Origin of the sequence: Pseudomonas sp. B707, from assembly GCF_022496685.1 — a bacterium.
Classification (GTDB): Bacteria; Pseudomonadota; Gammaproteobacteria; order Pseudomonadales; family Pseudomonadaceae; genus Aquipseudomonas; species Aquipseudomonas paraglycinae.
Genome location: NZ_WTVE01000015.1, coordinates 335,926 through 356,664, shown reverse-complemented (window position 1 = coordinate 356,664; position 20,739 = coordinate 335,926). Strand labels below are relative to the sequence as shown.

General features: G+C 60.1%; 15 protein-coding genes. 9 read left to right on the top strand and 6 right to left on the bottom strand.

Features of this window, described 5'->3' with window-relative positions; translation table 11 throughout:
* Nucleotides 1-331: 331 nt before the first annotated feature.
* The 3 genes from GQX66_RS07130 to GQX66_RS07120 form a co-directional block, all read right to left on the bottom strand.
* Nucleotides 332-700, bottom strand: coding sequence for a DUF6124 family protein (locus GQX66_RS07130; protein WP_102687180.1), 369 nt, complete (start codon nucleotides 698-700; stop codon nucleotides 332-334).
* Nucleotides 701-1,095: 395 nt separating this feature from the next.
* Nucleotides 1,096-3,507: a glucose/quinate/shikimate family membrane-bound PQQ-dependent dehydrogenase gene (locus GQX66_RS07125; protein ID WP_085745299.1), complete on the bottom strand. Its 2,412-nt coding sequence runs from the start codon at nucleotides 3,505-3,507 to the stop codon at nucleotides 1,096-1,098.
* A 136-nt stretch (nucleotides 3,508-3,643) separates the two neighbouring features.
* Nucleotides 3,644-5,005: a carbohydrate porin gene (locus GQX66_RS07120; RefSeq protein WP_240867787.1), complete on the bottom strand. Its 1,362-nt coding sequence runs from the start codon at nucleotides 5,003-5,005 to the stop codon at nucleotides 3,644-3,646.
* Nucleotides 5,006-5,305: 300 nt separating this feature from the next.
* Between GQX66_RS07120 and GQX66_RS07115 the strand changes: the two genes are divergently transcribed.
* Together GQX66_RS07115 and GQX66_RS07110 are read left to right on the top strand one after the other, a co-directional pair.
* Nucleotides 5,306-5,536, top strand: coding sequence for a VF530 family protein (locus GQX66_RS07115; RefSeq protein ID WP_007956650.1), 231 nt, complete (start codon nucleotides 5,306-5,308; stop codon nucleotides 5,534-5,536).
* A 1-nt stretch (nucleotide 5,537) separates the two neighbouring features.
* Complete coding sequence (locus tag GQX66_RS07110) at nucleotides 5,538-6,176, top strand: Pr6Pr family membrane protein (protein WP_085745297.1); 639 nt, start codon at nucleotides 5,538-5,540, stop codon at nucleotides 6,174-6,176.
* Between the two features lie 18 nt (nucleotides 6,177-6,194).
* Here the strand turns inward: GQX66_RS07110 and GQX66_RS07105 are convergent, their stop codons facing one another.
* Nucleotides 6,195-6,980 carry a siderophore-interacting protein gene (locus GQX66_RS07105; protein WP_064383885.1) on the bottom strand — a complete coding sequence of 262 codons (786 nt, stop codon included), beginning with the start codon at nucleotides 6,978-6,980 and terminating at the stop codon, nucleotides 6,195-6,197.
* Nucleotides 6,977-7,552 (bottom strand): PadR family transcriptional regulator, encoded by a 576-nt coding sequence (locus GQX66_RS07100; protein ID WP_011335784.1) that lies wholly within the window; start codon nucleotides 7,550-7,552, stop codon nucleotides 6,977-6,979. Before GQX66_RS07100 ends, GQX66_RS07105 begins: the two co-directional genes overlap by 4 nt.
* A gap of 495 nt (nucleotides 7,553-8,047) precedes the next feature.
* On the opposite strand from GQX66_RS07100, the gene GQX66_RS07095 reads away from it, so the two are divergent.
* The 7 genes from GQX66_RS07095 to GQX66_RS07065 all read left to right on the top strand — a co-directional run bounded on the left by GQX66_RS07095 (nucleotide 8,048) and on the right by GQX66_RS07065 (nucleotide 15,554).
* On the top strand, nucleotides 8,048-8,542 hold the full coding sequence (locus GQX66_RS07095) for a CS1 type fimbrial major subunit (protein WP_102687185.1): 495 nt from the start codon (nucleotides 8,048-8,050) through the stop codon (nucleotides 8,540-8,542).
* A gap of 109 nt (nucleotides 8,543-8,651) precedes the next feature.
* The gene (locus tag GQX66_RS07090; protein ID WP_102687186.1) at nucleotides 8,652-11,174 is read left to right on the top strand and encodes a CS1-pili formation C-terminal domain-containing protein; all 2,523 of its coding nucleotides are present in this window, start codon (nucleotides 8,652-8,654) and stop codon (nucleotides 11,172-11,174) included.
* A gap of 2 nt (nucleotides 11,175-11,176) precedes the next feature.
* Nucleotides 11,177-12,394, top strand: coding sequence for a hypothetical protein (locus GQX66_RS07085; protein WP_305955764.1), 1,218 nt, complete (start codon nucleotides 11,177-11,179; stop codon nucleotides 12,392-12,394).
* 44 nt (nucleotides 12,395-12,438) lie between these two features.
* Nucleotides 12,439-13,182, top strand: a complete 744-nt coding sequence (locus GQX66_RS07080) for a pilus assembly protein (protein ID WP_102718897.1) — start codon at nucleotides 12,439-12,441, stop codon at nucleotides 13,180-13,182.
* Nucleotides 13,183-13,214: 32 nt separating this feature from the next.
* Nucleotides 13,215-13,715 (top strand): CS1 type fimbrial major subunit, encoded by a 501-nt coding sequence (locus tag GQX66_RS07075; protein WP_085745427.1) that lies wholly within the window; start codon nucleotides 13,215-13,217, stop codon nucleotides 13,713-13,715.
* A 33-nt stretch (nucleotides 13,716-13,748) separates the two neighbouring features.
* Nucleotides 13,749-14,252, top strand: a complete 504-nt coding sequence (locus GQX66_RS07070) for a CS1 type fimbrial major subunit (protein WP_085745293.1) — start codon at nucleotides 13,749-13,751, stop codon at nucleotides 14,250-14,252.
* 51 nt (nucleotides 14,253-14,303) lie between these two features.
* Nucleotides 14,304-15,554, top strand: a complete 1,251-nt coding sequence (locus tag GQX66_RS07065) for a hypothetical protein (protein ID WP_240867784.1) — start codon at nucleotides 14,304-14,306, stop codon at nucleotides 15,552-15,554.
* Nucleotides 15,555-15,596: 42 nt separating this feature from the next.
* On the opposite strand, the gene GQX66_RS07060 is transcribed toward GQX66_RS07065, so the two are convergent.
* The gene (locus GQX66_RS07060; RefSeq protein WP_346769676.1) at nucleotides 15,597-20,516 is read right to left on the bottom strand and encodes an NEL-type E3 ubiquitin ligase domain-containing protein; all 4,920 of its coding nucleotides are present in this window, start codon (nucleotides 20,514-20,516) and stop codon (nucleotides 15,597-15,599) included.
* Nucleotides 20,517-20,739 lie beyond the last annotated feature (223 nt).

The following is a 20,739-nucleotide window of genomic DNA, read 5'->3' as shown; positions in this document are numbered from 1 at the left end:
TCGCTCCGGCGTCCCTCCGGGGGCATCGACTTCGTCGATGAGTTCGGCTTCGCCAAACGGCGCTGCGCGCCAATCCCCGGATGAACACCTCCACTCAGCCTTCCGAAGGGACGGGTGGATCAAGATCAAGAGCTTTGTCGAGCTAACGCTCATCCTTGAGAGGTGTGGTTTGTGGGCTTTGCAAACTTGAGGTCGACTCGGACTTTCAGGTCGATGTACATCGATTGATCAACTCGGTCAGTCCCCTCTCCCTCCGGGAGAGGGCTAGGGTGAGGGCAGCGTCATGACTGACTCACCACAAGCCTGACTCCCGCAGAGACCTCATCAGCATTTATGCCGGATATCGACTGACCTCAACGTTATCCAGCACCCGATTCACCGCCAGTTCCGCCAGCATGATCACCTGCTGAATGCCCAGGATCCGGTGCCGCTGCGGCGTATCGACAAAAGCCGCTACATCACTGGCCATGACACTTGCGGTAGCCAGGGACTCACAGGCATGGGCCAACAGGCTTTCATCGTCCATGTCTGGCGAGATCTGGAACATCTGGCTCGGTCGGCGACCGGGGCATTTTTTGGGGATGGGATTGAAATGGTGGTCGAGCGCGCGTTCGGCGGCGTCGTGGAGTTTCTTTGAATCGGCGGATTCGTAGGGCGAGGTGTCGTTTGATTCGGGGGGATTGGGTGTTGGCTTTTTCATTTTTTACTCCTCAGGAATGGGTCCATTCCTCTAATTGCCGCGACGCAAAAAGAGGGGTGGCAGCTGTACGCGGGTTCGCGGACCGACCTGAGGCATTCGGCATACCCGAAGGTATCCCGCGCACAGCCACCATATACAAGCACTTGAGGTGCTGCTGTTAAGCGGCGGCAATTATGCCTCAGAAGTTGGGCCGCGACGCCCGTTCGCTGAATTTGCAGCGACCCCCAAAGCCTATCCACCCCATTTCCGACCCACAACCGACGCGACATGTCAGAAACATCCCCCGCAAACACCCCGTCTGTAGGACATACACACCCTGTTTAAAAAACCGCAGCCCACAAAAAAAGGCGACACCCCTCACAGGGCATCGCCTTTTTCCTTACCGCCGCTAAAACTTATTCCGGCAGTTTGTACGCAATCACATAGTCACCCATCTTGGTGCCCAGCGAGCCGTGACCACCCACCACGAGCAGGACGTATTGCTTGCCGTCCTTGCCGGTGTAGGTCATCGGGGTCGCTTGGCCGCCGGCAGGCAGACGCGATTTCCACAGTTCTTTACCGGTGTTCACGTCGTAGGCGCGCAGGTACTGGTCGAGGGTGCCGCTGAGGAAGCCGACGCCGCCGGCGGTGACGATCGAGCCGCCCATGCTTGGCACGCCCAGGGTGAAGCCGATCGGGATGGGCGAGCTGTCGCGGCTGGTGCCGTTTTTGCGTTTCCAGACGACTTTGCCGGTGGTCAGGTCGATACCGGCGACGTAGCCCCAGGCCGGGGCCTGGCACGGTACGCCCAGTGGCGACATGAACGGGTGCATGATCACCGCGTATGGCGCGCCGGTGTTTGGCTGCACGCCAGCGGTTTCGCTCTCGCGTTTGCTGCCGGCCGCGACTTTTTCGCGTGGCACCATTTTCGAGACGAAGGCCATGTAGTTCGGGCTGGTGAACAGCATCTGGCGAACCGGGTCGACCGAGACGCCGCCCCAGTTGAACACGCCGACGTTACCCGGATAGATCAGGCTGCCCTGTTCCGACGGAGGCGTGTATTGGCCTTCGTAGCGCAGTTCCTTGAACTGGATGCGGCACAGCATCTGGTCGAACGGGCTGGCGCCCCACATGGCTTTTTCGGTCAGTTCCGGGGCCAGCAGGTTCAGGTCCGAACGGGCCTGGGTCGGGGCGGTGTGGTCGCCTTTCACGGCGCCTTGCGGAACCGGGATCTCGCGGATCGGGATGATCGGCGTGCCGTCGCGACGGTCGAGGACGTACAGGCTGCCCTGCTTGGTCGGGGCGATCAGCGCAGGCTTGATGCCGTCGGCGGTTTTCATGTCCAGCAGGGTTGGCTGGCTGCCGACGTCCATGTCCCACAGGTCATGGTGGGTGAACTGGTAGTTCCAGCGCACTTTACCGGTGGCCAGGTCCAGGGCCACGACGCCGGCGCTGAATTTCTCGGCGCCCGGGGTGCGGTCGGCGCCCCATTGGTCCGGGGTCTGGTTGCCCAGTGGCAGGTAAACCATGCCGAGTTTTTCATCGACGCTGGCCAGCGACCACATGTTGGCCGAGTTGCGGCTGTAGGTCTGGCCCGGGGCCAACGGTTCGGTGGCGTCAGGGTTGTTGCTGTCCCAGTTCCATACCAGATGACCGTCGCGCACGTCGTAGGCGCGGATCACGCCGGACGGTTCGTTGGTCGACTCGTTGTCGGTGACGTGACCGCCCATGATTACCAGATCACGGGTGATAGCGGCAGGCGAAGTCGAGTAGTAACCACCGGCGGTGAACGGGCCGATACCCTGGGTCAGGTCAACCACACCGTTGGTGCCGAAGCCTTCGCAGATCTTGCCGGTGTCGGCGTTCAGTGCGATCAGGCGAGCGTCGGCGGTCGGCAGGTACAGGCGACGCGGGCAGGCCTGGGCGACGGCTTTGCCAGCCTCGGAGATGACGGCGGACGCAGCGTTTTCAGACTTGGCGTAGGCGGCTTCGTCGTAGTACGACACGCCACGGCAGGTCATGTGGGCGAAGCCCTTGAAGCCGACCGGGCTTTTGATCTGTGGGTCGAAGCGCCACAGTTCCTTGCCGGTGTCCGGGTCCAGTGCCAGCACTTTGCTGTGGGCGGTGCAGGCGTAGAGCATGCCGTTGGCTTTCAGCGGGGTGTTTTCGTTGGTCAGCTCCACCGGGTCATCGGCAGTCGGCAGGTCGCCGGTCTGGATGCGCCAGGCTTCCTGCAGCTTGCCGACGTTGGCCGGGGTGATCTGCTTGAGTGGCGAGTAGCGGTCACCGAACTCGGTACGGCCGTAGGCCTGCCAGTCGCCGTCCGGCATTTGCGGGGCGGTGCTGGTGGTGTCGGCGGTGTCGCGACCCAGTTCGCCAAAGATTTCGCCCGGATGGGTGAACAGGCTGGCCAGGGCGGTGACGCCGGCCAGAATCACGGCCACGGTCAGGCCGCCGGTGCCCATCGGCGCCGGGCCTGCGAGCAGCAGCGGGCGACGGAACCACGGCAGCAGCATCACGAAACCGAGGACAAACCACAGTGCCAGGCGCGGCACCAGTTGCCACCAGTCCAGACCGACTTCCCACAGCGCCCAGACGGTGCTGGCGAACAGCACGATGGCGTACAGGCCCAATGCTGCGCGACGACGCATCAGCATCAGAATGCCGGTCAGCGTGATGCCGATACCGGCCAGCAGGTAATACAGCGAGCCGCCGAGCGTACTCAGCTTGATTCCCCCGGCCAGCATGGCCAGGCCCATCAGCAGAAGCAGAATGCCGAGCAGGTTCGGCAGAAGACGGCTTCGACTCGAAGCACCTTCAGTGCTCATAGTGTGGTTCTCCGTGACGTTTCAAGTAGTCCCGCGCTGTAGTCACTGTAGATGACGATCGGGCGCGGGCATGGTTCAGATAAAAACTTGTCTAGCTATCGAATTTCATCTGCAGGCCTGAGCGGCCTGCATTGGGTCAGAACGACGACTGGATCTTGATCCCGCCGATCAGCGCGTCGTCGACCTTGTCCACACCGCCCGGATGGCGGATGTATTGCAGGTTCGGGCGCACGGTCAGCCAGTTGGTGACGTGCACGCCGTAATAGAGTTCAGCGCTGTATTCGGTGTCCTGCGGCGGCAGGAAGGACGGATCGTAATAGTCGTAGACGGCGCGGGCCTGGTTGGTCGCCTCGGCGTTCTTGCGATAGGCCGGGTTGACGTGGACGCGGGCCAGGGCGAAACCGATGTCGTCCTTGGCGCGGGCGTCGAACAGGCCTTTGTAGACCACGCCGGCCTGGACGTAGTTGTCGATGGCGTTGGTTTTCTTGTCGTGCATCGTGCCGTTGGCGAACACGCTCAGACCACGGGAATTGTCGCTGGCGACGCTGGTGATCTGCTGCTGCACGCCGAGCCACACGCCGTGTTTGCTCGAAGCGCTGCGATAGGCTTCGCCGCTCAGGGCAGCCGGCTGGCCGTTGCTGTCTTTATAGGCGTCGGAGGCCTTGGCGTTGCTGTAGTAGTAACCGGCGCGGTATTCGCCTGGCAGGCCGTTGAGCTTCGGTTTCCACACCAGTTCGATCGGCAGGATCGCGCCCTGGGTGCCGCTGCCGCTGAGCTTGAAGCCGTTACCGCGATCGAGGTTCGACGGGTTCTGCTCGTAGGCGCCGACTTGCGCATACAGCTCCGGCGTCAGGTGATATTTGACGCGCAGCGCCCATTGGCTGACCGGCCAGTTGTACCAGATGCCGCCGACCCAGTTGCCGACTTGCGAGCCGCAGAACGCCAGGTTCTGGAAGTCGCACGGGAAGGTGTTGAAGTCTTCGCCTTCGCCGAAGCGGCCGACCTTGATGTCGAGCTTCTGGTCGAAGAATTTCTGCTGGTACCACATCTGCGTCAGGCGGGTGGTCTGGCCACGGCCCCAGACCTCCTGGGCCGAAGTGAAGCCCCCGACGCGCGGGTCGTTGATGCGGTCGTTGCTGATGTTGTTGCCGCTGCGTTTGGTCACGGTCAACTGAAATTCAGCGTCGTTCCAGCCCAGCAGTTTTTGCAGGTCCAGATGGGTGCCGAGGCCCCATTGGTCGCTGTAGCGGGCGGTGCGGTCGTGGTCGTAGCCGCCATGCTGGTTGCTGCCCATTTCGCCGGTGTAGTCGAGCTTGAAGTCGATACCTTTTGCCGCGAGTTCGTTGCGGGTGCCGTTCCAGTCACCGAGCATCCACGGTGATTCACTGTCGAAGGCCGGGGCGGCCTGGGTGCAGGTGGCGAGGCCAAGGGCGGTGCAGCCGCCGATCAGGCGCAGGGTGGAGATAGCGCTGTCTCGGGAGAACGGAAAATCGGGCATGAATAGGGTCTTTCTTGATCTTTTTGGGGGATAAGCTGGCCGCTACGATTTGACGCAGGCAGTGAAGCGATTCAGCAGAAGGGCGGCAGGATAATGTCCTGTTACAAAAACACAAAGTGCTTTTGCAGACATGAACCCTTTCGGATTCGGTAACAGTGCGGCAATACGGCGCATTGCGGGCGTTGGCGCAGGCTGCGATCTTCTCCGGTTGGCCTACATTTAACCCAAGGCCTTCCACCCGCCCATGCCCTCGGCTAAGGTGCGCGGCTTCTGCATTTTCACTTCGCCCAAAGGCCCGGCATGAACGACCACAATCCCGATCCGCTGCACGGCGTGACCCTCGAACAGATCCTCAATGCACTGGTGACCCACTACGAATGGTCGGGCCTGGCCGAGCGCATCGACATCCGTTGCTTCAAGAGCGATCCGACCATCAAGTCGAGCCTGACCTTTTTGCGCAAGACGCCATGGGCGCGGGAGAAAGTCGAGCGTCTGTACGTGAAACTGATGCGCACCAAGCGACCACTCTGAGATGGACGCCGTATGGCGGCGACGCCTGATTACTTCGGCCGCGGTGCTGGGCTGGGCCGGGCTGGGGATTCAGCTGTACCTGATTTTCTTCGCCCGGCTGAGCGTCGGCGCCAGTCTGCTGGGCGGGCTGGTGAGTTTCTTCAGTTACTTCACCGTGCTCACCAATACCCTGGTGGCGGTGGTGCTGACCTGCGCGGTGACCGATCATGAATCCGCTGCACGACGCTGGTTTCTGCAGCCCTGGGTCAGTAGCGGGATTGCCGTGAGCATTGCGGTGGTGGGCCTGGCCTACAGCATTCTGCTGCGACATCTGTGGCACCCGCAGGGCTGGCAGTTTATCGCTGACGAATTGCTCCACGACGTGATGCCGCTGCTGTTTCTGGCTTATTGGTGGCTGTGTGTGCCGAAGGGCACTTTGCGTCTGAAGCACCTGCCGCTGTGGCTGATCTATCCGCTGGTGTACTTCGCCTATGCGCTGCTGCGCGGGCATTTGCTGGGGGCTTACGCCTATCCGTTCATTGACGTGGCGCTGCTGGGTTATCCACAGGTGTTCATCAATGCCGGGGGGATTCTGCTGGGGTTTGTGCTGATTGCGTTGCTGGTGATCGGGATTGATCGCTGGCAGGGGCGGCGCCTTTAGCAGCGCCGCCGCTCGTATTCACTCTTCTTCGGAGCCTTCGGCGCGCCAGTAACCGACCGCTTTGACGAACTTCTCGTCGAGTCCGTGCTCATCGAGCAGCACCCGACGGATCTGCCGCGAAACCTTGGTCTCGGTCGCCACCCACGCATACAGATTGCCCTTGGGCACCTGCAATTGTTTGACGGTCGTCAGCAGGTTGTCCTTGCCGCCCTCGCGCAGTACCCAGATCACATTGACCTGCGCCGCGCTTTCCAGGGTTTGCTGTTCCTTGCCGTTTTCCACTTCGATCACTACCAGCGCCTTGCGATTGGCCGCCAGGCCTTCGAGGCGGCGGGCGATGGCGGGCAGGGCGGTTTCGTCGCCGATCAGCAGGTAGCTGTCGAAAATGTCCGGCACGATCATCGAGCCACGCGGGCCGCCGATGTGCAGGAACTGCCCCGGTTTGGCCTGTTCGGCCCAGGTCGAGGCAGGGCCGTCGCCGTGCAGGACGAAATCGATGTCCAGCTCTAGCTTGTCGAGGTCATAACGCCGCGGGGTGTAGTCGCGCATTTCGGGCATCGGCACATCGCTCTTGCCGGCGCCGAGCACCAGGGTTTCCAGTGCCGCGGCCTGTTCGGCGTTCTGCGGAAACAGCAGTTTGACGTGATCGTCTGTGCCGAGGCTGATGAAGCCGGCCAGTTCCGGCCCGCCGAGGGTGATGCGGCGCATGCGCGGAGTCAGGTCGACCACCCGCAAGACTTCCAGGCGGCGACGTTTGATTTCATGCATGACGCGGTGAATGGTTTGGGTATCGACTGCGGTCATTCGGCTTTCTCCGGGGCAGATTGAACGGCGGGGCCGTCGACGATGGCTTTGGCGGTGTCGTTGAGCAGGTCGCGTACGCGCAGGATTTCTTCCGGGCTCCAGCGTCCGTGGTGCATCTGCAGGGCGTGACGCAGGTTGTGCACCGCTTCATGAATTTCCGGCGGCCGGTCGTGGCCGCGCAGCGAGCGCTTGCTGACGTCGATGCGCATGCGCACGCCGTCCAGCGCCACCGCTTGTTCGCTGAGGGATTGGCGGCCGGCATCGGTCACCGCATAGCGCTTTTTGCCGCCCTCGGCATCGCCGGTGATCATTTCGCTTTCTTCGAGAAATGTCAGGGTCGGGTAGATCACGCCGGGGCTGGGGCTGTAGGCGCCGTCGAACATGGTTTCGATCTGGCGAATCAGGTCATAGCCGTGGCACGGCTGTTCGGCGATCAGCGCCAGCAACAGCAATTTCAGATCGCCCGGGGCGAATACCCGCGGGCCGCGACCGCCGCGCTCGCGGCCGTGGCGTTTTTCGAAGCCGTCACGGCTGTCGCCGTGGTCGCGGTGGGGGGAATGATGGTCTCTCATTTCAGTCTTCTTTCGTCGTGTTTAGATACAACTTAAGATATATCTTTACGGCTGGGCAAGAGCTTTTTGCCGCAGAGCTGACGAGTGGTCAGCGGTGAGCAAGGCGCGCTGACGGAGGAACCGCCCTACCTGGTTGATCGAGACAGGAATAACCGGAAAGTTAAAGCTATCACTCTATTAATACTTGAGCGTATATTCTAAAAAGATTAGAAAGTGCTGGCTGGTATTGTCGAAACTGCTGTAACGGTTTTTGTAAATAACTGTAGGTAGGGAATGCCTTACAGTCACTTTTGTATATTCTGATTTTTTGATGTTTTTTCTTTCATGTTGCGAGGTTGTTTAACTACAAGTTCGTGGGAAGTTGCCTGCTTACATTCTTGAGACAAGGGTTGATCATGCCCCGGCATTGAACTTCCATGTTTTCGGTACTTATCGACCGGTATGACATGAACTTCAATGTTTCGATTCCCTTAAAAAGAAAACAGGTACTGACCGATGTTCAAGAAAATCGCAATCACCGCTTCTCTCGCTGCCCTGGCCCTGAGCTCGTCCGCGGTCTTTGCCGCCGGTGAAGCCCGTCACTCCATCAGCCTGATCGCCCACGTACCGACCAACGGTTTCTACGTGGTGCCGACCGACTCCGATCTGGTCAACAAGGATCAGGACATGAGCTTCCAGCCAAGCACCGGCAAGATGCGTGAAGTCAATGGTTTCTTCGACGTGCGCAATAACAACGGCTCGGTTCATGCCAGCCTGGAAAGCCAGCCAAAACTGATCGCCGGCAACACCGCCATCGACCTGCAAGTGCTGTTCAACAACAAGGAACTGACCCTGACCCCGCAAATGGTCGTGGGCGAGTCGGAATCCGACGTCAACTTCCGCGCCCCCCTGAAGATCAGTGCCAAGGGCAGCAACTTCCAGCCGGGTGATTACACCGGTGTTGTCGCCATGACCTTCGACGCCGTGCCGCCGATCGGTGGTGGCAAGTAATCGGTTGATCCGCACTCAACGCAGCTTGCCAGAGTCGCGTTCCCCGGCGGGATAAACAGCCTTGTCTGTCCCGCCGGACTTCAACTTTTGTAAATCAGAGTACGAGTTCATGTTCCCGATGACACCCATCGCGGCTGCGCTTGCGCTGTTGTTTTGTGCCAGCGCAGCGGCCGCTTCCGAACCCGCCGGCACGACTCCGCGCAGTCTGTTGGCGCAGGCCAAAGGTTTGCCGGCGGATTTCGAAGAGCACTTTTTCGATGTACCGCTGGCGGTGCGGGTCGAGCTCGATCAGCAACCGCTGGGGGAGGCCATGGTGGTGTTGTCCCGTGATGATCGCGTGACCTTGCTGGAATTCACCGACACCAGCGAAAACCGCTACACCCCCGCCGAACGCGAAAAGTGGGCGGCCTATCTCAAGCCCGGCGTGCCGCTGGGCGCGTGTACCGGCTCCTGCCCTGATCAGGTGCTGGCGGTGCATTACAACCTGGAAAATTCGTTGCTCTCGATTCTCACCGAGAACGCCGAGCGTGACCTGGAAACCAAGCGTTTTCACGATCAACCCGAAGGCGGCAGCAGCGGCCTGATGGTGCGTAACCAGCTCAACCTCAATGGCGGCCAGGATCAGGATCTGGGCGGGCGTTTTGGCCTTGAAGCCAGCGGCAGCCTGGGCAACTGGAGCCAGACCGTCAACATGCAAATGGCTCGCCTCGGCGGCCCGGACGACAAGCTCTATCACGCCGTCCACGAGCTCTACACCCAGCGCGAACTGCAAGGCAATTTCTTTCGCCTGGGCTACTTCACCCCCAATTCCGAAGGGCTGACCCGCCAACCGCGCACGTTTGGCACCAGCCCTGATACCGCCGTCGGCGTGATGTACGGCAGCTCCGACAGCCTGGCTATCAACAACGCCGCGCCCAGCGTCTACCCGATCTACGTCACCGCCAATCGCCAAGGCTCGGTGGAGATCTGGCGCGATGGCCTGCTGATCAACACCCAATCGATACCCGCCGGTTTGCAGAGCCTCGACACCCGGCCGCTGCCCGGCGGTATTTACGAGGTGGAAGTACGGCTGATCGAAGACGGCCAGATCACGTCCAGCACCCAGGAGTTGGTGTACAAGCCCAGCAACTGGCGCAACCTCGACGAGCGCTGGCGCTACAACCTGTTTGCCGGCGAAGAAAAGAAACTGCTGAGCAACTGGGACCAACAATCCAGCGGCAGTCCTACCGCCGGTGCCTCGCTCAACTATCTGTTGCACCCGCGAGTCATCCTTGGCCTGTCGGCACGGCAGATCCGCGAAAAGCTGCAATACGGCACGTCCATCGACTGGACCCTGGCCAATCACATCAGCCTGTATGCCAACGTCTACAAGACCGAGGATCACGGCACCGGTCTGGATTTGCAGAGCCTGTACAACTACGGTTCCGGCAGCCTGGTGATCAGCCACAACCGCAGCTGGCTCGACACCACCGACCAGTACGAAACCCTGCCGGACGGCACCCGGGTGCGCCAGCGCAATGTGTTCATCGGCGAAACCAGCAACTCGTCGCTGGCGCTCAACCACCGGCTCAACAGTCGCAATTCGCTGAATGCACGGGTCTCCCACAGCGAGGGCAATGTCGAAGGCGTCGGCGTGGATCTGGGCTGGACCCGGCGCAGCGAGCTGTTCGGCAATGACGCCAACTGGCGTCTGTCGTTGTTCGACCGGCCGGGCAGTTTCAGTAGCGGCGACGCGCGTAACCGCGGGGTCGATTTGAGCCTCAACATGGCGCTGGGCGCCCCCGGCGAGCAGATCACCGGCAGCATCGGTTCGCGCACCGACCGCGATGGCGGCCGCGACAACAACGCCTCCATCGGCTGGCGCAAGGACCTCAAAGGCCACGTGCTGCAGAACGTCTCGGTCACCGCGCTGACCGACACCTACGGCATCGGTGCTTCGGGCCTGGCCAACTTTCGCACCGATACGGTCAACGGCGACGGCTTCATCCAGCGCTCGTCCTATAACGGCAATTTCACCGGCGGTCTCAACCTCGACAGCACACTGGTGGTCGGTGGTCAGCAGATGCTCATGACCAGCGAGTACGAAATGCGCGGGGCGGGGATGATCGTCGATGTCGAGTCGGATATCGAAGGTATTGCCTTGCGCGCCGACGACTTCAGCGGTGGCAGCGCCGCGCTGAAACCGGGGCGCAACTTCATCCCGATCACTGCCTATCAGAACAGCTCGGTGAGCTTCGACTTCGAGGGCAACAACGTGCCCGCCGCCACCATCGAACCGGCGCGCACCCGTTACCACCTGAACAAGGGCGGCGTGGACTACCGCAAGATCCGCGTGATGAAAACCCTGACCGTGCTCGGACGGCTGGTCAACGAACAGGGCCAGCCGCTCAAGGGGCATCACGTGATCAACCACGCCAGTCGCGGAGTCACCGAAGTCGACGGCTTCTTCTCGATGGAAATGAACGCCGGTTCGCCAACCCTCGAGGTGCGCCAGGATAACCGCCTGCTGTGCCAGTTCCGCCTCGACGCCGATCAGCATCGCAGCGAAAACAACGTGTTGATGATCGGGGATCTGCGCTGCACGCCGGACACCCTGGCCGATACAACCATTACCGATCAGAAGGCGGGCTGAGCGTGAAAAAGCTGACCAGATATTTGAGCTTGTTCGTTGCGCTGAGCCTGCCGCCGGTCGAAGCGGCAAATCAGGAAATCCGCGCGCTGTTTCAGCCGGATCCGACACAGCCAAGCAAGAACGTCTTCATCAACAAGACGCCGAACAGCGGTTATTGCGCAGATTACCCGGACGAGTGCGCCCATCAGGGCATGTTCAGTCTCCGGGTACCGATCCGCTTCTCGACGTTCACGCCTATGTTTTCGACCAATGGCGTGTGGGTGAAGGTGCCCGCGGATTGGCGAGTCGTGAATGTCATCAATCAGCAGACTCAGCAGACTCATCCGGTGGAGGTTCGGATCAGCGGGATCGGTTCGCGATATCGCTTGAGCAAGCCTGTCACCGAACTCACGGGCGAGCCAAACGAAGCGGAGGCGCATCGTAAATTGTGGGTGGGCAGTTCGTGGGTTTATGCCGCGCCTCCATGCGAATACAGCGGAGTCGGCTTTCCCGGCGCCACCACTTACCAGTTTTTCTGGAAGACCCCCGTGCTGGGCAGCTGTAACAAGGTGGCACTCTTCGACATCGGGCATATGGAATTCGAGTATCTGGATATCGCCTACGAATTGCGTACTCCCAATCCGTTGAGCATGGCGACCGGTGTGTACACCGGTTCACTGCCCTACAGCGTCGGCCCCGGCAGCGCGGATTTCAACATGGGGCCTTTCTTTCGGGCGGATGACGCCAACCTGACTCTGGATTTTGTGCTTGATGTGCAGCACGAACTGAAAGTCAGCCTGCCACCGGGCGGCGACAAGGTCACCATGGAGCCGCCCGGCGGCTGGCGCAGCTGGATCGAAACGGGGCGTATGCCCACCGATATCTATCGCGATCAACTGTTTCACATATCGGCCTCGTCGCGCTTCAAGGTGATGATGATCTGCAACTCACTGGGTGGGTCTGAATGCGGCATTGGCAACAATGAAGTGGGCTTCTCCAAGTTTGAGGTCAGGCTCACGCTACCCGCAGGCATCGTCGGTCCGGGTAACAGTGACGGCTGGTCCGGAACGTTGATGCACAACACCTGGCTCGGTCCGTTCGAGCCCACCCGCTACGTCGATCGCAAACCCGGCAACCTGCGCTTTCAGATTCCGCGGCGCTGGATCGAATCCCTGCTCAAGCCCGGCATGAACGGCACGCTTTGGGGCAACGTCACCGTCATTTTCGACTCGGAAGTATGAAACTCCGGGGCAGGTCATTTTTCATTTTCATGAGGTTGAGTTCCATGACTCGAATGTTTTTGCTGTTGCTGTCCGGGATGTTCTGCATGACGGCCCATGGCGGGCCACAGATCAATGTCGGCACGGTGTACGACTATCTCGACGGCGACAAAAGTACCTATCTCAAACGGGTCTTCAACAGCGGTGACAGCACCGCGTTCGTCAAGATCAACGTGCTGGAAATCGTTTATGACGCCGATGGCAAGCCGCAGGAAATTCCCGTCGCCAATGCGGCTGACGGCGCTTCGCGCAACGGCGTGATGGCCAGCCCGGCGCGCTTGATCGTACCGGCGCAGGGCGTTCAGGGCACGCGCTTGCTGTACATGGGAGAGCGGGATCGCGAGCGCTATTTCCGGGTGCGCTTCGTGCCGGTGGTGCCGGAAAAGGAAGATGAATTCGTGGTGTCCCAGGATGAACGCGAAGACTACAAAAAGTCGCTGTCGGCCGGGGTCAACGTCATGACGGGCTTCGGCATCGTGTTCTTCGTGCGGCCCAAAGATGCGCGTTTCGCCACGGTGATCAACGACAGCCCGGAGCGTTACGAGATCCGCAACGACGGCAACACGGTGATGGTGGTCGACGAGTTCAAGAACTGTTCGCTGAGCGATGAAAGCGATTGCGGCGCGACTACCAAACATCACGTCATGGCTGGCAAAAGCTTCGCATTCGACAAGGAAGCCGGTCGCGAATACCGCTTCAAACTGGTTGAAGGCGATAACAAGAAAGACCTCAGGGTGGCTCGCCGCTAAGGCCTGCACCAATGACGCGCCAGGTATCGATCATGAACAAGCAATGCGCCATCGCCGCGCTGATGGCTTTAACCGCACTGACAAGTGTCCCGGGCTGGGCGGCTCGGGAGGAGTTGAACTTCGAGGTGTTTCTGACCATTCCCAGTCGCACCTTTTACGTCATTCCGGCAGAGTCCGACTGGATTCACCGCCCGCAGCGGTTGCTCTGGGACTACAACACATCGACCTTGCGTGGCTTGCGCAAGTCGTTCGACGTGCGCCACGACAGCAGTGCCATCGAAGCGCGTCTGGAACGTACGGGCTCGATGTCCAACGGCCGGACGGGCGAGGAGATTCTGTTGCATGTGAAATTCAACGGTGTGGTGTTGAGTCAGGACACCCGCCCGCGTGAAGTGCTGTCACAGGCCGAGGCGGCAGCGGGCAAGCGGGTTTTGCTGGAAATCGACCCGATCAAACCGCTCGGCGGATTCAAACCGGGGGAGTACGACGGCACGGTGATGTTGTTGTTCAACGCCCGGGCACCGGGAAGTTGATCGCGCACCGTCATCCACGCAGAGGTTCCTGAGATGATCAAGCAAGTCGCTATCGCGCTGTGCCTGGGCCTGCCGGCGTCGGTTCATCCGGCAGTGTTCGCCGCCCAGGAAAAACATACTTTCGAGGTGTCGGTAGACATCCCGACCCTGGGTTTCTACGTGATTCCCAGCGAAGCCGACTGGATTCATCGCGAGCAGACCCTGCCATGGGATATCCACAGCTCGACGTTGCTCGGATTGCGCAAGAGCTTCGATGTGAAAACCGACGGCAGTGCCATTGAAGCGCGGCTCGAGAGTTTCCCTTACCTGACCGCCGGTGGCGATTCACGCGACAACATCGTGTTGCATGTCAGTTTCAACGGCAAGGAACTCACTCAGGACCCGACGCCCCGGCAGGTGGTGTCGGCCGAGGAAGCAATGGCGGGCAGTCGCGTGCAACTGGAAATCGTCCCCCGCGAGCAACCGGGCGGCTACAAGCCGGGTGAATACAACGGCACCGTCAATATCGTGTTCAACGTGGCGGCGCCGACAGGATGAACTGCGCACGCCGGACAAGGACAACCGACCTGACAGGCAAGGAAACAGCCAATGGTTTCAGCTGTACGCAAGTGCTCAAGGATCAGTGCGTTTTGCTTTTGCGGGAGTATTTTTTCCGCGCCAGCGCTGGCAATCACTCAGGAGATTCGCGCCACCTACGTTCCCGATCCCGCCAACCCGCAGAGCAACGCATTCATCAACCAGACGCCGCAGAGCGGCTACTGCGGCCAATACCCCAATGACTGCCGACGCTACAACCTGATGGGGGTTTCGCTGCCGCTGCGCTTCACCTCGGTGCAGGCCATTCGGCCGGAAAGCGCCGAGCGCGATGGCGCGATGTTCAGGATGCCGGCGCAGTGGCGTGGCCTGACGGTGCGCAATATCGTCACCGGTGAAGCCGAGACGGTAGAGGTGCGGATCGGCGGATTTGGCTCGCGTTATGTCCTTAGCGATACGGCAAGTAACCTGACCGGTGTCTCGGGCGAATATGAGTCACATAACGCGCTTTGGGTCGGGAGGGGGTGGGGCTGGGCGCCCAGACCTTGTGAAGACGGGGCAATGGCCTCATACGGACCGGAGTTTTACCGGTTTTTCTGGTTCACGCCGTCCGACGTCGTGTGCAGCAAACCGTCCGCGTTCGAAATCCCGTGGATGACTTACGATTATCTCGACGTGGCCTATGAACTTCGCACACCGAACCCGCTGGGCATGTCGGCGGGAATTTACGCCGGTGAGCTCACCTATGGTGTGGGTCCAGGTCAGGACATCGATGCCGGCAACAACCTGTTGCCTGATACCTCCAGCCTGACTTTCCGGGTTCTTCTCGACGTGCAACATGTGCTGAAGGTCGATATCCCGCCCGGCGGCAACAGAATTGCGCTGGTACCCCAGGGCGGCTGGCAAGCCTGGCTGCAGCAGGGCAGTAAACCGACCCGGTTGTTTCGCGACCAGACCTTCAATATTTCGGCGTCCTCACGCTTCAAGATGTACTTCGAATGCGAGTACGCCGCCGTCGCCTCCTGCGCATTGCGCGACACGGTCAGCGGAGCGACCGACGCGCAGGTTTTCCTGAGCGTCAGCCTGCCCGACAGCATTGCCGACATGGCGGGCCACCCGGTCAAACGCCGTCCATTGAGCAACAGTCCCGATGCCATGGCGTTCCAGCCGACCCGTTTCATGCAACGCGCGCCGGCCACGTTGCACTTCGAGATTCCGGGTGCCCATGTCGAACAGATGCTCCAGCCCGGGAAAGGCAAACGCTACGTCGGCAACGTCACGGTGATCTGGGATTCGGAGGTCTAGAACGTTGCAATGCCCTGAAGGTTTACCTTCAGGGCACCGTACTCAGATCCCGGCCCGGCTCATGGCTTCGCGGGTGAGCTGTCGGCTCAACTGTTTTTCCTGGTAGCCGATGTCACGCAGCAATCGCTCATAGGTGGCATCGCTCATGGCTTGCCCGGTGAGCACTTCCTTGTGTGGCACCGACAGTTTGTCGGCCAGATCCGTGAGGTTCTTTTTGAGAACTGCACGTTGTGCCGACGGCAGGTCAGCCGCCTGCACCCATTGTGTCTGGGCTGTTCGCAAGTCATCCAGCCAGTCGAATTTTTCCAGGTGCATGCGCTTGTTGGATTCGATTTCGCCCGGCCAGTTGTCGCGCAGATAGCGTTCCCAGAACGGCTGTTCAATCATCTGGTTGACCAGTCCGTCGCCTGCCTCGCGTTCGAGCACGGTATCGCGAGCGGTGGTGATCGTCTGGTTATCGACGCCGGCGGTGGGGCGAAACATCATGTCTTCAGACTGCCAGGGCAAGTCGAGACTTTTCGCCAGTCCGGTTTCATAGGCCAGGTGCACTTCGACTTCATCGGGATTGCCTCCGCGAGTGCGAATGTCGGCGCGGGCGATTTCGCCTACCTGATCAAGTCGCGATGCGCTTTTGGCCAGCGTCACCAGTTTGCGTTCAAGCTCTGCCCGGTTGGTCGAGTATGAGTAGGCTTCAGAGGCCAGTGTCTTGACCCCCATGTTGTTGAACAGCTGTGCGCCGGCGTCAGCGCAGCCTTCGGGATCGGTCGACATCAGGAACAGCTCTTCGCGCAATGGCGTGTCGATGTCCATGGCGCCGATCATCCGCCACACGCGGTCGGTCAGTTGATCATTGGCTTTGCCACCCGCTGTGTAGTCGGCCGAGTGGGTAAGATCTTCGATGATCGTGAAGAAACCGTCGGAATTCGGCTCCTCGGCGAGCTCGTGCCAGGCTTCGGGCCGATAGGTGCCAACGCCGGCCGTTTCATTGCGCAACGAGGTATCGACGAAAACGGGCCAGCGTTCCAGCAGATCTTCCGCCGCCCGGGAATAAGTCATGCGCGAAGGGATGCCGACAGATGTCCTGTATTGCTCGTACCTGACACGCACCGCGTCAGAGAGTCTGTCGGCATAGACGCGGCTGCGGGCAATCAACCGTGCGCTGTCGGAGCCCAGCGGTACATTCGGGATGCGCTTGAGCGAGTTGGCGCCCAGATCAAGAAAAAAGCCGCGTGGCCGGGGCTTGTCGAACAAGCCCGATGGCCAGCCTTCGAGGCCGGTGTCGATCAGGCTCAGCACCTTGAGTCGGGGCATGCGCTCGACATTCGGCGCAATGCCCAGTGGATTGTGATCGAGCCTGAGGGTTTCCATGCGCGTCATGTTGCGCAGTTGTTCGGCGGTGCTCGGGGTCAGTTGAATCTGGTTGTCGTTAAGGCGCAGGGTCTCCAGTTGCTGCATCTGGCCGATGGTGTCCGGCAGAGAACTCAGCCCACAGTTTCTGGCACTTAATTGGCGGATATGCCGCAAGTCCTTCAGCAGACCATTCGGTCTGGTGGAGAACGTCGAGCCGTCCAGATTCACGGTCGTGATCTGTTCGAACCAGGATTTGAGTTCTTCCGGCAGTTGTCGCCACCAACGCTCGATATCCTTGGGCAGCCATTCGCTGGACAGGTCCAGCCGATAACCTTCCTGCATGCTGAGACTGCGCTCGCCGAATACTTCGGACTTGCGTTCGAAACACTCCAGCAGACGATCGGCGAGAAACTGTCCGCCGTTCCGTTGATAGTCCCAGTAAGTGCGCGGGATAGTGCTGTCCGGACTTTCAGGATCCCACTCGGTCAGATAGCGCTGACGCCAGGTTTCCAGTGTCTGCCTGAGCCGTTGAAGCTGCTGTTCCAGCAGTTTGATCTGTGAGTGGGGATCACCGTTCGCTTGCAGGGAACGGGTGAAGGCGAGTGCTTCGGCCTGATCGAAATGCGGATAGAGGTTTGCGACTTTCTCCTCTACGCTCAGTGCCGTTTTCGAGTGCCCCGGCCCGCGCAGCAGCAGCTCGGTTTGCAGAGGAACCCGAGGGCGGATGGGCGGCCGTGCGAGCAATGTCCTTCGTTCGGCAGGACGTTCGCTCATGACTTGCACCCACTGTTTGAGCGATTGCCCCTGGCCGAGGCGGTAGCCCAACGCGGCCCGCTTGTCGGCGGGCACGGCCAGCAGAATGGCTTCATACAGATCTGCAGGCGGATGCAGACTGTTGTCCCGGTCATCGCGCACTTCATAGCGGCCACGCTGATCCCTGATCAGTACACGCACGGTACTGGCCTTTTCGTTGCCGACACTGCAGCGAAGCGCGCCGTCATGAAAAAGCTCACGTACTTCAATGCGCAGATCAGCGAAGGCATCGGTGCGTTGCCTCAGAGCGCCAAGAATCAATCGCTCGGTATCGGGCAACCGCAATGCCGGCTCATACAATCCTTCAGTGGCACGCGCCGCGCTGACTTCAAAAGCACTTTCCCGGGCCTGGTCTTTCAGGCGCAGCGGGATACGTCGTTCTTCGCGGATGATGGTCTGCTCGGCCGGTGTCGCGTCCTTCAGCAGCGCCTCGGCAACCCGGGACGGCAGCTGTGGAAACTGTTGTTGCAGCAAGTGAACCTGGGCATCGCCAAGGTGATCATTGGCTTGATATTGATAGTTGAAAATTTCCGGGGTGCGCGTCTCCACTGCATCCGCCAGTTGGTTGCGCAGTGTCTGAGCCCGTTGCGCTCTGGGGTAGCTGCCGCCGAGCAACGACTGCATCTCGGCGTCGTCGAGAAAATCCGTCAGCCGCTCCGGCAGCCTGCCAGCCAACAGGTCAGGCATGCCAATGCTCAGCGTCTGTCCGGCTGTCGCTTGCGGGTTGCCGTACAGGTGAAAATTTCCGTTCGAGTCAGCGCTTTCAAAAACCTTCAGCGCTTTGTCGGCAGGCCAGCCTGGCATGTCCGGGACCATTCGGCTGAACCAATAGGCGGTCGGGGCCAGTGGTTGTCCGGAGCGAATCAACTGGCCGACGTTGCGGGTTTCGTCCCACGTCCGAAAACGAGTCAGGGTATCGGCCAGCAGTGCCGGTGGCGGCGCGTTGTCCATATACATCCGGCGCAGTGATTCTGGCGAGGTGCCGCTGATGCTGCGCAGGTGTTCCAGTTCGGTGTCGCTGTAGCCGTCCACGCTGTGACCCAACCGGCGCATCAGAATCGAACCGTCCCAGTCCTGTGGTTTTTCCCCCTCGTGTACCCACGCGCCCTGTTCGTTGTGGCGCAATTGTGGTGCGTACGCCTGCGGGCGAGTGGGATGCTGGACGCGATGGCGGCCGTTGCTGCGATCGAATTTCACTGCGTAATGCCGACCGTCGAGAGGCAGCAAGGTTTTGCCCGCAAATCGATACAGCCCGGATGCAGAAGGTTTCGCTGCCGGCGGTGGAACCGTGTCTGTTTGCGCGTATGGCGTGAGGTCGGTGTGCCACAAGCGGATTTTTTCGTCGTGTCCCGTCACCGGTTTCATGCCTTCGACCAGTGGCGAGAGTTTCAGAATTTTTTTGGCGGCCAGGCCCCCGACGACAAATGCCGCCAGTTGCACCACATCGATGACGATACCTACGACATGCTCCGCCGCTTCGACCCAGTTTCTGTAACCAAGATCCACTGCGCTTTCGATGACTTCATTGGTCAACTGGAACGCCGTGTAGACCAGCATCGCAACGCCCAGATACGGCACGAACGGCATCAACACGAACAACGACACGTTGAGAATGTCGCCGGCAATCTTCAGGACATTCTCCCACCAGGCCCAGCGTGCCTTGTCGTCGGCGTCGGCGGTCGCCACCGCAATCACGCGTGCGTCGTTGAGAATCTTGTTGAGTCGCTGCTCGAAGAGGTACTTCCACAGCGGCGAGCGGATCGGCGGTGCGCTGAATTGCAGTTGCGGTTTCTCCACCGGTGTTTCCCGCCATGATGGACGCGAATCGCCCGCTTCTTGCGGATACCATTTCACGTAGCTCAGACGTTGTTCGAGCCCGGCAAAAAAATGCCCACGCTGTTCATGATCGACAAACTGGCTGAAAAACTGCCGGTAGCTGAGCCCGGAGGAGGGTGACGTCGCATTGGCCCGAAGTTTCCGGGTCAGCTCTTGCATGAAGTCCAGGGTCGAGGCGTATTCCTTGAGCGGGTGCTCCGGGTCGTGGGGAACATAGGCAATCATTTTCGGAGAGTGAGGCGCCTGTTCCGGATCCGGCCGAATGATCAGGATGCCGGTGAAAGTCAGATCCATCATGCCCAGGTCGCAAACCAGCATCGGCTGGCCGTCCAGTGTCAGAGTCTGACGGCCAAGCAACACTTCGCGGATCAGCGCATGGGCACTGTGACCGATGTCCTTTTTGAGCCGCGCCATCTGCGCAGCGGCCTTGAGCGTCGCTTTTTGGCTTTGCTCGACCCGTGTGCGCAGGTACGTTTCTGCTACCGGTTCCTTGTCCAGCAGGACTGTTTCGAGATGGCGCCTGTAGCGCGCACCAAGGTCCAGTTCCCGGCACAACGTCTGAAACTGACTCACGCTGATTGTCCGGTTGATCGGCGAGGAGTCGAACAAGTCGCGTGCGACGTCGGTTTTGGTAATGAAAGTCGAATAGTTTTGATAGTGCTCGTCGTGTGCGAAGTTATGCAATGCCGCATCAAGCATCGAAACCGTTCTGGCTTTGGAGGCTTTGTTGAAGTTATGGACGTACCAGGGCGTCTGAGCCGAAGCGTATAGCCTCAGATAGGTATTCTTGACGTCGACATCGATCTGGAACTGTTCGAGCAGCCTGGCCTTGAGCAAGGGCTCGGCGAAAGCGTAGATATCCTGAAGGCGCCCGAGCAGGCGGTCGATTCGGTTCTGTGCACCCCACGCCCGACGGTTATCAGCCGACATGCGTTCCAGCTCGCCGGCCGACGCATCGGTCATCCAGGATTCAAGCTGGAGGGGCGTATTGCCTAGCGCATGGGCACGGTGTAACTGCATATCGCTGAAGACCGGATCGATACGCGATTTAATTAAGTCGTAATGTTGCCCTTTATATGTGGATGTTGCAGTCATTGTGCAGGCCTTGAATAAGTAAAGAATTCTCAGCCTAACGTCCAATGAGCGGATTAATTAGTTTAAAAGCCTGTTGCCGAAGTGTCGGGTT